This window comes from Flaviflexus sp. (assembly GCF_041440645.1).
In the GTDB taxonomy this organism is placed as follows: Bacteria; Actinomycetota; Actinomycetes; order Actinomycetales; family Actinomycetaceae; genus Flaviflexus.
In genome coordinates this window covers 1-15,854 of the sequence record NZ_JASDVN010000023.1, presented here as the reverse complement: position 1 = coordinate 15,854, position 15,854 = coordinate 1, and the positions used below count along the sequence as shown (strand labels likewise).

Genomic DNA, 15,854 nt, shown 5'->3' with positions numbered 1-15,854 from the left:
CCCACAACTCATTGCACTAGTTTCCTCGGAGGAGTCCGAGGTGGAGGGCAAGGCTGAAGGCGTCCGTGCGGCAGTTTCGGGCTGACGGAAACTATGCCAGTATACTCGCCAGTGGGAGTGGCGAGTTGTGGCGGATTGTGCCAAGTTGCGAATTTAATTTCAACATGAACGAAAGTATACTTGATTCTCGATACGGCGGCATGAGTGGAAGGACTGTGCACATGCTGAAACTCGGGATCGATGTTGGCTCGACGACTGTGAAGGCCGTGGTGCTCGATGGAGAGCAGACGGTCTTCAGTGACTACCGCCGACACAACGCTGACGTGCGGGCTGAGCTCGCGAAGCTCCACCAGGACGTTAGTAGGGAACTTGGCGATGCTGAAGTGCAACCAGCTTTCACCGGGTCGGGCGGTATGGCACTGGCGGAGCAACTGGATGTGCCGTTTGTGCAAGAGGTCATTGCGGAGACCGAGGTGACCCGCCGCCAATATCCTGACACCGATGTCATCATCGAGCTGGGTGGTGAGGATGCGAAGCTTACCTACCTGCACCCCACACCTGAGCAGCGGATGAACGGCACGTGCGACGGAGGTACCGGCGCCTTTGTTGACCAGATGGCATCCTTACTGGCAACGGATGCTGCCGGGCTCAACGAGCTCGCCCTCCCGCTACACGGAGCTGTACTCGATTGCCTCCCGGTGCGGTGTGTTCGCGAAGACGGATGTTCAGCCGCTTCTTAAGCAGGGCGTTCACCGAGAGGACATTGCTGCCTCGGTGTTCCAGACGGTTGCCACTCAGACGGTGGCGGGGCTGGCCGCGGGCGGCCCGATCCGCGGCACCGTCATGCTGGTCGGACCTACCACCTTGCCCCCGAAATTAACGAGGGCTTGTCAAGTTGTTTGTGTAAGTGGGGGTGGCGGGTTAATGGGTTTTTGAATCGCTCTGGGTTTGATGGAGACTCTTTTTATTTGATTCCGATCAGCACGTTGGGGGTGCTGGTAGCAGTGTAGTGGGTGTTCTCGAACTCGATCGGTGGTACGTCTCCGAGGTAGCCGTGAAGGCGTTCAGTGTTGTGCCAGTGGACCCAGCTCAGGGTGGCCAGTTCTAGATCCTCGATCGTCTTCCACGGACCCGGGTGTGCCGGCCCGCGCACGAGCTCGGTCTTGTAGTATCCGTTAACCGTCTCAGCCAGAGCGTTGTCGTAGCTATCGCCAACAGTACCGATCGAGGGAACAGCGCCGATCTCCGCTAGACGCTCGCCGTAGCGAATGGACGTAAATTGACTGCCTGCATCGCTGTGACACCGAAGCCCGGGCAGGTGAGTCCCGCGCGACCAGCGGGCCATCTCGATCGCATCGAGGACCATGGGTGTGCGCATATGCGAGGCGACTCGCCAGCCGACGATCATGCGGGAGTAGACGTCGATGATGAAGCACACATACGCGATCCCGGCCCAGGTGGCAACGAATGTCAGATCGGTGACCCACAGCTGATTCGGGCCTGTGGCGGTGAAATCACGGTCGACCAAGTCAGGATGCCGAGGGGCAGTCGCATCACGGTGAGTGGTTCGGACTTTCTTGGTCCGTCGTGCCCCTTCGATCCCTGCTGCTCGCATAAGACGGGCGGTCTGATCGCGGCCGATATCGATTCCCGCACGGCGTGCAGCCTTCCACAGCTTCCGCACTCCATAGACGCTGTAGTTCGCTTCCCACAGCTCAAACAGCTGGGGAATCAGCTCCGCGTCCCGGATCGCACGAGCAGAGGGGCCACGTTTCTTCGCGGCGTAGTACGTGCTTGGAGCCACCTGCAATACCCTGCAGATGGACTCGACTCCAAGACGGCGCCCGGCCACAATATCGTCCCTATTTAAGTCGATGAAGGCCACTATTTCTTGTGTTGGCGGCCCGGTTCCGCCCCGAAGAAAGACGCTGCGCGTTTGAGGATCTCGTTGGCCCGGCGCAGCTCGCGGTTCTCCTGCTCAAGCTCGAGCAGACGGCGGGCCTCATCAGTGCTCACACCCGGGGCCTGGCCTTCATCAATATCGGCCTGACGCACCCAGGTGCGTACCGATTCTGGGCCGTATCCGAGCTGATCGGCAACTCTTTTGACCGTGCCGTTCTTTGTGCCCAGCTCTTTGCGTAACGCGCGCACCATGCGCACCGCTGCCGCCTTTTCCTCTGGTGAATACCGCCGCTGCGAGGCGCGTCCGGGATTGTTCATAACTGACATTATTCCATCCTTGTTTCCAAGCTCAGGAATCTCCATCAAACCCAGGGCGCATCACTTCAACGCCGCGGCAACGGCTTTGCGAGACTTGTAGGACACGAACCGCATCCCTGCCCGGATCAGGTGCACGACACAGGTCTGGACCGTTGCCATGGGCCAGGTTGCTTCGATCGCTTCGGGGAAGCCGGTCAGGCCGTCACAGCACACGATCAGGACGTCTTGGATCCCGCGGTTAGCGAGCTGGGCACAGACCCCGGCCCAGAACTTCGCTCCTTCGGTGGCTTGGATCCAGATCCCCAGTACATGCTTGATCCCATCCATATCCACCCCCACCGCGATGTGAGCGGCCTTGTTCCGCACATGGGCACCATCACGGATCTTGATCACCAGAGCGTCGAGGTAGATCACCGGATAGAAAGCATCCAGGGGACGCTGCTGCCAGATGAGCATCTCGTCCAAGATCGCGTCAGTGATGTTGCTGATCGTCTCCCGAGACAGGTCGACACCGACGGTGGTGGCCAGGTGGTGTTCGATATCGCGGATCGTCATGCCCCCGGCATACAAGCTGATGATCATCTCATCGAGCTGGTCCAGACGCCGACTACCTTTGGGTACCAGCATCGGAGTGAACGTCCCGTCCCGGTCTCGCGGGATCGCGAGTTCGATATCTCCCACGCTGGTGGCCACGGTCTTCGGGTAGGAACCATTGCGGGAGTTGGGGTACATGCCGGCGTCGGGGTCGCCCTTGTCATAGCCAACATGATCAGATAACTCGGCTTGTAAGCCACGTTCAAGGCCGGCCTTGATGATCTGTTGGATCAGGCCGTCTTTGCCTTCCAGGTCAAGCTCACCGGAATCAATAGCGGCATAGAGGTCGTCAAGGACACCCGCAGCCTCCAAAGCTTCAACGCCCTCTTTCTGGGCCCGGCGACGCTCCTGTCGAGCATGATCATCAATCATGGACATCAGTATCTCTCTTTCAGATCAGAAACCACCCCTTACACAAACAATCTGACACCCTCCATCTTCGACCTCAACGGAACCGACGTTCCGGTCGAGCTCCCCGGCGAGGGCGGCATTTCCGACGGCATTGTGCTCCCCGATGAGTGGAGCAAGTCCGGTTATATGAACTCCAACAACTGGTCGATGACGTGGACGATTGAGCTCCCCGGCACGAACCTGGTTGGCAACGAGACCCTGACCGTCCACGACACGCTCGGAGCAGGCCACCAGCTGTGCACGCCTGCGAGCGTCAAAGTCGAGACGGTCCGCGGGAGCACGGTTGTCGATGTCAGCTCGATTGCCGAGCTCGACAACGTCACGACCACTCTGCCGCAGGAGTTCGACATCGTCCTGACCGCCCCAGAAGGCGGCTTTGACCCGAACGTCACCTACCAGATCACCTACGAAACCTGCACCCCCGATGGGCAGATCGATCCGGCTGGAACTACATATGACAACAATGCGTCTGTCGCCATCTGGGGCGAGAGCAAGGGCAGCGGCGTCGAAAACCATCCCTGGCACGCAGGTGTTGCCAAGTCGGGCTCCGTTCTCGGTAGCGCCGACCGCAACGGCCTTATCGCCTGGACTGTCACCATCGACGGCGACGCCCTGGTGGGCAACGACTCGCTGACCATCGAGGACACCCTCGGCGACGGCCACGAAGTGACCGCGGAAACGCTTGAAAACCTCACGATCACGGAGCGTTACGGCCCGTCCGGGCAGCGCGACACGGACGTGACCGATCTTCTCGCGAAGTCGGACGACTCCTGGACCGCGAACTCCTTCGAGGCAACCTACACGGTTCCAGCGGACGATTCCTTCGATTTCAAGGCCTCCGACTACCGATACATCATCAGGTACACGACGAAGGTTACGCAGGACGATCTTCCGACCGGTGGCACCACGTATTCCAACGACGCGCTTGTCAACGGCTTTGAGGCCACCACCAACCCCGAGAAGGTTCCCGACCGTAGCCAGGGGAAGAGCGGCAGCATCAATACGAAGGCTCGGACACTTGACGGTGTGGAACACCTGCCTCAGACAACGGTGCAGTGGCGCGTCCGCATTCCCGGTGAGAAGCTCGCATCGCTCGACGGCGACCTGGTTCTCACCGACACGCTCAGCGACAGCCACACGGTCTGCGTTCCCGGTGACCCGACAGGCGGCCTGAAGGCGCAGCTCGGCTTCACTTTCGAGGCAATCGACCAGATCAATGATGGCGGCCTCCCCACCGCACAGCTGGGAGACTCGGTCACCGCTGCGTTTGACGAAGAGTCGAACGAACTGACGTTTACGATTCCGCAGCCCGAGCTCATTCAGCCCGACGGCACGACGACGACAGGGTTCAGCCCCGAGTACCAGTACCTGCTGAGCTACACCACCTGCACGACGTCCGGTGGCATGGATGGTGTCGGAACTGTTTACGGTAACGACATCGAGGGTGCCGGCATCGACTGGGGCACCTCTGCCACGCAGAACTACAGCGGCAGCGGAACCGGCCAGGGTACGACCCGAGGCTCCGTCGCTATCTCCAAGACCATTGACGAGTCCGCTCCCGGCGCCGACTTTGTTCCGGATGGCACCGAGTTTACGGTGCACGTTCAGGAAATCAACCCGTCCGGCGGAGTTGAGGTCGAATACGATCTGAGGGTCCCGGCCAACGGCGATCCGATCTCGGGCTTTAACGCTCGCGGTCGGGGATGGACGATCATCCTGACCGAGCCCTCGTTCCCGAACGTCCCCGGCGTTGCCTTCGGCGACCCCGTGTTTACGGCTTCGGAGAACGTTGTTGTCGAGGACGGTGGAAAGCGGGCAATCGCCGCGCTCACCCCCGGCGCGAACATCGCGGTAGAGCTGACCAACCAGACCGAGCTTGGCGCGGTCTCCGTCGAGAAGGACCTTGTGATCGAGGATGACTCCATCATCGGTTCCGACGAGCTTCCCGAGAGCTACGCTGTCACTGCCCACATCAACACCGATGGACTCGGCGACCTGGTTCCCGATTCCTGGAGCGAGGAGCTCACTCTCGTTCCCGGTACGCCCGTTATCATCGACGACCTCCTAATCGGCGCCGTTGTGACTTTCACTGAGGTAACGCCCGCCACGACGGACTTCCTCACGTGGGCAGCCCCCTTGTTCAGCCCGGAGAGCGTGACCGTCGCTGCTGGTTCGGACGATAACCCGACCCAGGTCACTGTCACGAACACGGTGGACCGCACGACCGGAACCCTGTCGATTTCCAAGACGGTTACGGGAGACCAGGCTGACAATGCTGCGGTTCCCGAAACCGTTACCGTCAACGCGACCTGGAATGAAGAGGGTGTCGAAGGGTCGAAAACGCTTGAGGTCCCGACCGATGGCACCTCAGTGCCGCTCGGCGAGGACCTCCTCGTCGGTACCGAGGTCACGCTGACCGAGGTCGTTCCCGCGGACGGCTCGAGCATCGCCTGGGGCACTCCCATTTGGACCGTTAACGGCACCGTTGTCGACAACGCCGTTGTCACCATCGGCCAGGAGAACGCGGCTATTGAGATCGAGAACGTCGCCAACACGTCGACGGCCACGATCTCGCTGATCAAGGCAGTCTCCGGCGAAGCCGCTGACTCCGTCCCCTCGAACGCACCTTCCCCGTCACCGCGAGCTGGACCGATGAAGCGGGCGAAGAGCAGTCGCTAGACCTGACGATCAATGCCGTTGATCCGACCCCGCTTGGTGTCGACCTTCCGGCAGGAACCGTTGTTACCGTGACAGAGGGCGACCGCCCCGAGGTTACCCCGGTGGATTGGGGCGCAATCTCGATTGTCGGTGACGGCGTCACCGACAACGGCAGCGGCAGCGCACAGGTCGTTATCTCCGAGCAGCAGGGTGATGTCACTCTCCTGACCATTACCAACGAGGCCGAGTGGGCGACCTCCACGTTCACGCTAGCGAAGTCGATTGTCGACAACGCGGGTGCAGAATTCGTTGCCGACGGCACCGTGTTCTCGGTTCACGTTCAGGAGTTCGACCCGGCGGGCGAAGCCCAGTCCGAGTACGACCTTGAGGTCACGCTCAACGGCACTCCCGTCACAGCATCGAACGAATTCGGTCCGGGATGGACGGCAGTTCTGACCGAGCCGACGTTCCCCGAGGTCCCCGGTGTCCACTTCGGCACTCCGGTCTTCGCTGAAACTGATGGCGTGACGGTCTCCGAAGACGGCGCAACCGCAACCGTCGTGTACAGTCCGGGCGAGAACGTTGCCGTTTCCCTGACGAACGATGCCGAACTCGGCTCGATCAGCATCGTCAAGGAAATCGAAGGCGGAGCCATCGGAAATGTTGACGTAGACCGCACCTACCAGGTGACTGCGTCGATTGACACGTCGGCCCTTGGCGAGGACTTCCCGGCACAGGACGATCGCGTCCTCACGCTGACCGCGGGCGAGCCCATCATCATCGCCGATCTCCCGATCGGTGCCGTTGTCACGTTCTCCGAGGCAGAACTTCTTGACGATGACATCCTGACCTGGGGCGAGCCCGTGTTCTCCCCGGAGTCCGTCACCGTCACTCCCGATCACGTTGATGAGCCGGCCGTCGTCACCCTGACGAACAGCGTTGAGCGCACCGTCGGCACGTTCTCGATCACGAAGCTCGTGACCGGTGCTCAGGCGGACAACGAGGCCGTTCCGGCCACCGTGACGATCAACGCTACGTGGGACGAGGAAGGTACCCCCGGTTCGAAGACCCTCGAGGTCCCGACCGATGGCACCCCGGTCCCGCTCGGTGAGGATCTGCTTATCGGCACCATGGTTACTCTGACCGAGGTTCCGCTTGAGGATGGTTCGAGCATCGCCTGGGCAGCTCCCGCCTGGTCCGGTGATGGCGTCGAGATCGACGGCAACTCCGCTGTCGTGACAGTCGGACGTAACGCTGAGGCAGCTGTCGTGGTCGAGAACCATGCGGCAACCTCCGTTGCTGGCCTCTCCATCATCAAGGGCATCGCCGGTGAAGCAGCCGACGAGGTTGCTCCCGAGACCGAATTCCCGGTCACCGTCACCTGGACCGACGCTGATGACGTCGAGCAGGTTCGCGAGCTCACGATCAACGCTGTCGAGCCCACGCCCCTTGGCGAGGATCTGCCCGCCGGCACGGTTGTGACGATCACCGAGGGCGACCGCCCCGGCTTCGACACCGTGATCTGGGATGAGATCGTCATCTCCGGTGACGACGTCACCGACAACGGTGACGGCAGCGCCGACGTTGTTGTCTCCGACCAGCAGGACGATGTCACACTCGTGACCGTCACCAACGAGGCGACCTGGGCCCCTGGCACCTTCACGCTCGTCAAGTACGTTGAGGGAGTCCTCCTGGACAACCCCGACGTGTCCGAGACCGTGACGATCATTGCAACCTGGGTTGAGGCCGATGGGGAGACTGGTGACCTGGTCACCGTTTCCCGTTCGATCGAGGTCCCGGTCGACGGCACCCCCGTCGATTTCGGAGAGTATCTGCCGCACGGCACGGAGGTCACCCTTGTCGAGGATGCTCTCGCCGGCAACGCGGCCTTCACGTGGGCAGCTCCAGCCTGGGGCGAAGTCGAAGGCCTTGTCATCAACGAGGACGGCACCGCGACGCTGACAATCGCAGCGGCACAGAACCCGACCGTTGAGATCACCAACGTTGCTCACGCAACGCTGGGCAACCTCTCGATCGTTAAGGAACTCTCCGGCTCCGGAGCGGACCTTGTCCCGGCGAACACGACCTACCCGGTCACAGCCACGTGGACCGACATCCTCGGCGCCCCGCAAAGCGTTGAGCTCGAGCTCGTCGCAGGGGAGCCCGCCACCATCGAAAACGTGCCGTTCGGCACCGAAGTCACCCTCACCGAGGGCGAGTTCGATGTTCCCGCAACCGTGACGTGGGAGGGAGCCGAATGGTCGGCTGACTCCAATGTCACCATCAACGGCGACGGAACCGAGGTCGTCATCGTTGTCGAAGACGAGGCAGGCACCGCCGTCTCCGTCACCCTCGACAACGATTTCGATGAGATTCCCGCGGACCGGAGGATCCCTCCGGTCCGGACATGCCGGTGACGGGTGCGGACGTTCGCAATGCGATCGTGCTCGGACTCCTCCTCCTGGCAGCAGGCCTCGTTGCGCTCTACACGGCGCGCAGGAAGAATGCCTAACAACCGATGGATGAATCCATCCGGTAAAACGACAGGTGGGTGACTCCACCCGGTCAACCAAGAAGCGGCGTCAGTCTACGGACTGGCGCCGCTTCCGTTGATAGGGAAAGAACCGTGAGGACAGGGGGTCGGGAGCTGTGGAGAGCACCTCCGATTGATCCGGTGGGAATCCCGTGCGTCACCTTTGTGGCCTGGATCGCGATAGCAGAATGGCGGCTGCTGGACTGAAAGCAGCTCGGATCGCGGATTCTCCTCAACGGCAACTCGAGTGGCGGGAACCGCGTGTTCATACGTGGAAGTCGCAGATCTCCTAGGACGACGACGAGAGTTACCGTTCCCGAATGGTGTCAGCACAAGGCCCGATCCGGTAAGCAGACAGCTAGAGGCTCAGGCCCTGCCTGACGGCATCTCTTCTGTTCGTCACCCTGAGCTTCCGGTAGATCGAAGCCTGGTGCGAGCGGACCGTGGCGGGGGAGAGGAACAGATTCTTTGCGATCTGCTCGGCCGTCATCGGTGTTGCCAGGAAACTGAATACCTCGTACTCGCGCTCGGACAGCAGTGCGCCGACACCGGTGGACTTGCGGCTTCGAGCAGCATCTGCCGCAATCCTCGTGATAAGGAAATCGTTGTGCTTCGTCCCCGAGTAGGAATGTGTTGTCATGAGTTCTCGGCTTGCGTCATCCAGGTAAATGAACGGAATGAGAACGCCCTCCGGCACTGCCGCGTCGAGGGCCGACTCAAACCGGCTGTGCGCCCTGCGCTTGTTTCCCTTCACCCAGTCAATCGCCGCGAGGGTCTTCTGATAGAGCGCAAGATTGAAACTGACGAGAGACGTGTCATCCACGTGGTCGAGTTCGCGGCGTGCACGATCGGGCAGTCCCAATCGGAACCACAGTTCGGCGATGATGATCCGGTTGGTTCCGGCCCACGAATGTTCCTTGACATCTTCGAGAAGGGCAATGGCGCGGGTGCGATCCCCGCGGGCGAGATGAAGGCAGACCTCGGCAACATGCTTGTATATTGGCCAGGGCATGCCATGAGTCTCCTCATCGTCCATCTTCCCCACCATGATCGTTGCCTCATTCAGCAGGGATGTGTCGCGCGACAGGGCAGCAGCATACGCAAAATAGAGTCGAGCAAGGTCTGTTTCGTCAACCCCGTAGCCGTCCACGCTATCGATTTCACGGACGAGCTGAACCGCGCGGTTCATGTCACCCTGCCAGAAAGACATGAAAGCATCCGGCCAGGCGACCACGTGGCCGACAACCGGGCTGTTCGGCGCCGACACTTTGTGATCGGTGTCAAACTCGTCAAGGAGGTGCCGGGCAACCCGGAACCGGCCCGAGAAAGCCTCCGCCGTGATAAGGCCGACCTTGGCGCTCTGTCCGATTAGTGGGAAGCCGGCGATCTCGGCGTTCGCGGACACGCTACCGAAAAGGGCGGCGGCGCGCCTGGGGGCGCGGCTCAGCTTCAGGCAGTTCCATGCGGTGATAAACGTACCGTGGGTAAAGAGACTTCTGTGGAGCTGTGTCGTTGTCAGGATCTCCTCGGCAGTGCTGACAGCCGCATCCTGTCCCGAGTGGTTCTCCAGCAGGAGGAGCTCAGCGAAGGCCTTGGTGATTCGAGTGCGTTCAGCCTCGTCCCCTTCGAGGGTTGCGATGCCGCGATCGGCACGTGCCTTCAGCATCTTGGCACCGATGGCATCCCCCAGGATGTCACGGCAGCAGGCGCGGATATAGAGAAGGCTCGGAAGGTCGCGTCCGGCAGTGGGAACCTCGAGGCAGAGGCTTTCAAGAGTTGCCGTGTGGTCGCTCGTGATCATCTGGAGCCACACGTCCTCAATCATATGAACCGCGAAGTCGGGGTCCTTGACCTTGAGTGCGTGGGTGATGGCAACCGAGGGATACCGCGTTGCCATCCACTCCGCCGTTCTCCTCTGCATCGCATCGTAGTGCTCGGGGTCGCGCTCCTTGAGAATGTCCTGGCAGCTCTGGGCAAAGAGCGGATGCCAACGGAACCGAGGATCACTGTCCTTGTCTCTCAAGAGTTCAAGGAAAAGTCCCCGGCGCTGGCATTCTTGTAGGAGAGCAGGGCTACTGATGTCACCTGTCAGGTGCGTGACGAGCTTCGGGCTGGTGCCCGTTGAGGCAGTGGCGGTGAGAATGAAGTCCTGGAGCCGCTTGGGCAAGCTGGTGAGCACTTCGTTGACGATGTATTCGGTGAGGAGGGTCGGGGCCGTACCGGTCTCCACATCCACGGTGGCCTCGTACTGGCTCTTAATGAGGAGCTGAACGGCGACCGGCCACTCGTGCGTTTCCTCATGCATGCAGCGGTTGGCGGCATGGATCCGCTCGGGGTCAAGACCGGCAGCGGTAGCAAGCTCGGTCATTTCCTCCCGCGTGAAAAGGAACTCCGAGTGGGGAATCGTGTGGGCAATGCCCTCGGCAGTCTTCTTTGCGAGCCACGAGGTGAGCGACTGCATCCCGGACAGAATGAAATGCAGTTGGCCCCGGCTGTAGCGAGCCAGTGGCACCACCAGCTCTGTGAGTGCCTTTTTGCTGAGGTAATGAGCATCGTTGATGACGACGACCGTGCGGCTGTCCTCGGGCAGATGGGAGAGCACCGAGGCAATGCGGGAATGTAGCGGGTCATCGTCCTGATTGAGCCGCGTGATCTCATCGTGGATCCCTTGATTGCCCGGGTACAGATAATGAAGCGACGAGAGTATCGCAGCGAAGAGCGGGACCGGATCTGAGTAGACAGCAAGGGCCGTCACCCATGCAGTACTTTCCTTCCGAGCATTGGCCATAGCGGCAAGGGCGGTGGCCTTGCCGAATCCCGGGGGAGTCTCAATAATTGTGATCGGAAAATCGCTACTGCTTGACTCAAGGAGGTCATCGAGGCGTGGTCGTGGGAGTGACCCTGGATTCGGCTCTGGTATGGAGACAAGGAACCAAGGCGTAGTAACAAGACGCTTGAAAGCACTCCGAGGCATAGCTAACTCTCCGGCTCGGTGGGTGCCCGACAGGCTCCCTTGCCAGGTGTGAACCACCGGACGACTCTGACTGATCGATTAGAAGATCGTGGAATGACTGTATGCCTTTTGCGGTGATTACGCAAGGATTCAGGCGTGTCTCATTAAGAAACGATGAGTGGCGCGCTTCCGGGTGATCCAGGTGTGATCCGATCCGGGCAGTACTGATTACTCATCAATAAAGGATTTTCATTCATTAGGTCCAGCAGTCATTTTCATCAATTAGTTTCTAGATTTCTCATAATTTGATGATGAAAACGGGACGATTTAGGCCCATATCGATTGAGCAAGTGGTCCCGAGGGCAAAGAATCAACTGCAAACTGGAACAAAAGATGTCTCGGTTTCTGAGCAGTCCGCCCGGACCCGAACTATCAGCCTTCTTGACGAGAAAGGGATAGAAGTCGGTAGCGAGCGGGTGGCTCATCTCTTTGGATAAAGCTGTCTGTTCGGGTGGGGGTAGTCGTGCGACATACATGTGTGAAGCGCTTTTTTGCTACGGCCACGGTCACGATCGCCACGAAACTCTGCTTGTCCACCGCCTACACGAGGTCGATTGACCAATCGTTTCTAAGCCCTACGTCAGTCCGCGGTAACCAAACGGACCGGCATCGCTCGAGGTGAATGACATGAAGAGAACAATGCGATCACGTAACTGGCGGTCACAGATGACAGCGGCCCTCGCCGCCGCCCTCTTAGGTTTGAGCCTCGCTCCGCTCAGCGTGGCAGCAGCGGGGGATTCGGATGACACGACGGGCCGCGGTGCCAAGATCGAGAAGCCCGCCGATCCGATTGAGAGCCACTCTCCCGTGGAGGACCCTGTCGATCCGGTAGTCGTGCCGGCACCGGATGATCCCGTCGATCCAGTAGTCGTGCCGACACCGGATGATCCCGTCGATCCGGTTACCGCTCCTGAGCCGGACGATCCCATCGTCGAAGAACCGGACGAGCCGGCAACGCCAATTCCTGGTGACGAAGGCTCAAGGGACCCGGCTGATGAGCAGGATATCGTCGTCCAGGACGACGTGGTTGGAATCGATGAGGGTCAAGAAGATGGTGAAGCGTCGTCGCTTGCCAGTGAGGCCGCGATTGAGCCGATGGCGGTGGGCTCGCCTGATGAGGCGTCGCCCCCCCTTCATCTATTGGGATGTGAAGAACGCAAGTGGGAACCCGGTCGGCGGAGCGACGTTTACTATCGCGTATAGATCGTGGGGTAGTTGGAATGGTACGACCACGGTCGTTGACTGTACTGCTTTCCCATGTACCGGGTCGGACCTTGATCCCGATCCAGGTGAGTTCCTAGTTAAGCAATTTGATGGACACAACGTCGTAACCGGTACGAGATATCGGATCACGCAACAATCTGGTCAGTTCTCGTATGGGCAGGCGAGCTATGAGAGACCTTCCGGTTCCAGCAATTATCAAAAGAGTATTGGTGATTCCGGGGGTTTCAATAATGCACACGGACAGCGTACTCATGGCTTCGGCACGTTTGTGCAACGATTTGTCAGTGTCAATCCGATGCCGAACCCGGCACTGCCCAACCAGTGTGGCCTGAGCATCGCTCTCGTATTTGACCTATCGAACTCGTTGACCGTTTCGGATGTCACAAACTCGAAGAAAGCGGGAGTGGCGTTTATTGACGCGCTTGAAGGTACTCCCTCAAGCGTCGGCATATATTCGTTTGCGACGTTTGCCCCAGCAGGGTCGAACACAAATCTCCCCGCAACTTCGGTGGCGACGGATGACGGTGCTGACGTGGTTCGTGCACACATCAACGGTCTTTCACGCCCGGACAACGCTCAGGGTGGAACGAACTGGGATGCTGGGCTTGGGCAAGTTGCCGGTGGTTATGACATGGTCGTTTTTATTACCGATGGAAAACCAACCGCTTACGGCACCCCGGGAAGTGCTCCGCCCGGAAATGATGACTACGGGACAGGTTTCGATCAGATCGACCTTGATACTGCGATTCTCCGGGCCAATGATCTGAAGTCGAATGGCGCGTTTGTCATGGGGCTCGGTGTTGGTAGCGGTGTCGACGAGGAAAATATCAAGGATGTTTCCGGCGACATAGAAGGTACTGACTACTACCTGGTTGCCAATTACGGAGCACTTGAAGAGCAGCTGGAAGAGCTTGCTCGTAAGAACTGCAGGGGCTCTGTCTCCGTAACAAAGCAGATCGTTGACGCCGATGGTGAGATAATCGATTCTTCCCCCGCTGGCTGGTTCTTCACTGCTACCACGACTGACGCAGTGCTGGTCGCAGACAATGAGTCTCTTGTTTCTTCACTGGAAAGGGTGACTGATGAAGAGACTGGAGCCGTCAACTTCCGTCTGAATTTGGGTACGGATCCAACAGCCTCACGGACAGTCGCAATCAATGAGACCCAACAAGATGGATATGAGCTTGTGCGGCAGAACGGTTTTAACGCAGTCTGTGAAGCTAGCGGAGCACCCGTCCCGGTCACCAACAGTGGGGACCTCGGCTTTGATGTCGATGTGAAGGTAGATTCCATCGTTGCCTGTACGGTTCTGAACCAGGAACCTCCCAAGCATGGTGCACTAACGATTGAAAAGAAGTACCTTGATGTTCCGGCAGGGACGGCTGACGATGCGTCCTTCACTGGAACATACTCCTGCTACATCGGAGGAGATGAGACTGCCGCAGGCACGTGGACTGCCAGCGGCGAGGGTCCCGCAATCCTGACAGCGGCATCAGGTTCGGTGCCTACAAACCAGATTCCGGTTGGCTCCAGCTGTACCGTGACCGAAACGGGACCGGATAATGCAGCTCTTCCCAACACTTCATGGGAGTGGGGAACTCCAACCATCGAGTATCCGGCTGATGCTGACTCCGCCGTTATCGTGGCCAATGAAACCGCCAATGTGGTGGTCACAAACACTGCCGAGCGCGTGTACGGCAATTTCGAAATCGCGAAGATTGTCGACGGCATTGCTGATCTTGATCTGGAGTACAGCGGTGACTGGCAGTGCGTTCTCGGAGATGAAACGGTCACCGGTGAATGGGGGCCGATCAAGGACGGTGAAACCTGGAGGTCCGATGTTGCGCATCTGATTCCGCTCGGTGCCGAATGCTCAGTTGTCAATGAGAATGGACGTCCGGACGTTCCCGTGGCAGACGATCCCTCCTACAGCTGGGACGGGGAGCCGACTATTGGCGAACCAGTCACGGCAGCTACTCAGGCTTCGACGATCATCGTGACAAACACGACCCTTCGTGAACTCGGCAGCGTGGAGTGGACAAAGGTCGATGACTCTGGTGCGAAGCTGTCGGGCTCGGAATGGGAGCTTGCCGGCCCCTACCTGTTCAATGACGGTGACGTGCTAGCGATTACCGACTGCACGGCTGACACCTGTGCTGGGCCCGATGCGGACCCGGAAGCCGGCGTGTTCCAGATCGAGGACTTGCCCTGGGGTGAATACACGCTCACCGAAACGAAGGCGCCGGCAGGCTACTACCTGAACAGTGACCCCATCACCTTCACCATTGGAAAAGAGGACCCTGCCTCACTCGAGGTGACCCTCGACCCAGTTGAAAATGAACGAAGAGATCCGCCTGCCCTACCGTTGACCGGTGGCATGAGCCGCGATTTCTTCATGATTGTTGGCCCGTCGATTCTCCTTCTCGGAGTGGGCGGCATGGGCTACGCGCACCTGCGCAAGAACCGCAGGGAGGTGGCGTAGAGGGTTTGGACTCAACCGGCGCTCATTGGCTCAAAGTGAGCGGCAAGCATTCGGCCTCGGGCCGCAAGGAAAGTAGAAAAATATCGACCCTCTACGAAGCCAATGGCGGCCGAGGGAAAGAAAGGAAGCGGTAGAAATGTCTACGAAACACACCGCATTACGGCGATTTGCCGCTGGGGCCGGTGCATTGGCACTCGCACTAGCTGGATTCGCTGGGGTGGGCACAGCCGCGATGGCTGATGACAACGACCCCGTCGGGACCAACATAGGCCCCGATCAGCCAGGTGCCCCCGTCGAGGGCACACTGACGATCAACAAGTATTCGGGAGGTCCGGTTGGCCCAGGGGAAATACTCGACCCGGACAATCTCCTTGACGGTGTCGAGTTCACCGTGACCCGAGTTGGGAAGGTCGATGGGGGCACATGTGTCCCTCTTGACCTCACGAACGCGAGTCATTGGGATGGCTTAGAAGACCTCTTTGACAGTGCTCCCGCAGCGCCGGCGGACCCCTTCTGCTTGACCACCACCGTTCAGGATGATGTGACGGTCGACGGAAAGGTGACGTTCACTTTGGATGTTGGAATCTACCTGGTTCAGGAAACTGGCCCGGGAGACCATCCGATCGTTTCCAAGGTTCCCGACTTCTACGTCTCCATCCCGACCTCCCTTGGGGAAGGCGGAGCTGGCTGGACTTACGACGTTGTGGCCGATCCGAAGA

Annotated in this window: 8 protein-coding genes, 2 pseudogenes and 1 other annotated feature; of the genes and pseudogenes, 7 read left to right on the top strand and 3 right to left on the bottom strand. The window is 59.6% G+C overall.

Annotated elements, in window-relative coordinates; translation table 11 throughout:
* Nucleotides 1-200: 200 nt before the first annotated feature.
* Nucleotides 201-888 (top strand): annotated as a pseudogene (locus tag QMB98_RS03135) (BadF/BadG/BcrA/BcrD ATPase family protein); the annotation flags it as partial.
* Nucleotides 889-964: 76 nt separating this feature from the next.
* Here QMB98_RS03135 and QMB98_RS03130 read toward each other — a convergent pair.
* Together QMB98_RS03130 and QMB98_RS03125 are read right to left on the bottom strand one after the other, a co-directional pair.
* A protein-coding gene (locus tag QMB98_RS03130; protein WP_371684206.1) for an IS3 family transposase occupies nt 965-2,220 on the bottom strand; the annotation gives its coding sequence in 2 pieces (ribosomal slippage) (nt 965-1,926 and nt 1,926-2,220; 1,257 coding nt in all).
* Nucleotides 1,796-1,930 (bottom strand) — a sequence feature (AL1L pseudoknot). Its footprint overlaps the gene before it by 135 nt.
* 63 nt (nt 2,221-2,283) lie before the next feature.
* A pseudogene (locus QMB98_RS03125) lies at nt 2,284-3,192 on the bottom strand (IS256 family transposase); the annotation flags it as partial.
* Between QMB98_RS03125 and QMB98_RS03120 the strand changes: the two are divergent.
* The 3 genes from QMB98_RS03120 to QMB98_RS03110 are packed head-to-tail and all read left to right on the top strand — an operon-like array spanning nt 3,172 to nt 8,395.
* Complete coding sequence (locus QMB98_RS03120; protein ID WP_371684191.1) at nt 3,172-5,904, top strand: DUF5979 domain-containing protein; 2,733 nt, start codon at nt 3,172-3,174, stop codon at nt 5,902-5,904. The pseudogene QMB98_RS03125 and the gene QMB98_RS03120 sit on opposite strands and share 21 nt — an antisense overlap.
* Nucleotides 5,905-5,906: 2 nt before the next feature.
* Nucleotides 5,907-8,300 carry a DUF5979 domain-containing protein gene (locus tag QMB98_RS03115; protein ID WP_371684205.1) on the top strand — a complete coding sequence of 798 codons (2,394 nt, stop codon included), beginning with the start codon at nt 5,907-5,909 and terminating at the stop codon, nt 8,298-8,300.
* Nucleotides 8,291-8,395, top strand: coding sequence for an LPXTG cell wall anchor domain-containing protein (locus tag QMB98_RS03110; RefSeq protein ID WP_371684190.1), 105 nt, complete (start codon nt 8,291-8,293; stop codon nt 8,393-8,395). The genes QMB98_RS03115 and QMB98_RS03110 overlap by 10 nt, the downstream gene beginning before the upstream one ends.
* Before the next feature lie 379 nt (nt 8,396-8,774).
* Here QMB98_RS03110 and QMB98_RS03105 read toward each other — a convergent pair whose 3' ends face one another.
* On the bottom strand, nt 8,775-11,390 hold the full coding sequence (locus QMB98_RS03105) for a LuxR C-terminal-related transcriptional regulator (protein ID WP_371684189.1): 2,616 nt from the start codon (nt 11,388-11,390) through the stop codon (nt 8,775-8,777).
* A gap of 666 nt (nt 11,391-12,056) precedes the next feature.
* Here QMB98_RS03105 and QMB98_RS03100 point away from each other — a divergent pair.
* The 3 genes from QMB98_RS03100 to QMB98_RS03090 form a co-directional block, all read left to right on the top strand.
* The gene (locus QMB98_RS03100; RefSeq protein ID WP_371684188.1) at nt 12,057-12,632 is read left to right on the top strand and encodes a hypothetical protein; all 576 of its coding nucleotides are present in this window, start codon (nt 12,057-12,059) and stop codon (nt 12,630-12,632) included.
* A 553-nt stretch (nt 12,633-13,185) separates the two neighbouring features.
* Nucleotides 13,186-15,135: a DUF5979 domain-containing protein gene (locus QMB98_RS03095; protein ID WP_371684187.1), complete on the top strand. Its 1,950-nt coding sequence runs from the start codon at nt 13,186-13,188 to the stop codon at nt 15,133-15,135.
* Between the two features lie 136 nt (nt 15,136-15,271).
* Nucleotides 15,272-15,854, top strand: a 583-nt coding sequence (locus QMB98_RS03090) for a SpaH/EbpB family LPXTG-anchored major pilin (RefSeq protein ID WP_371684186.1), incomplete at its 3' end; no start/stop codon positions are given.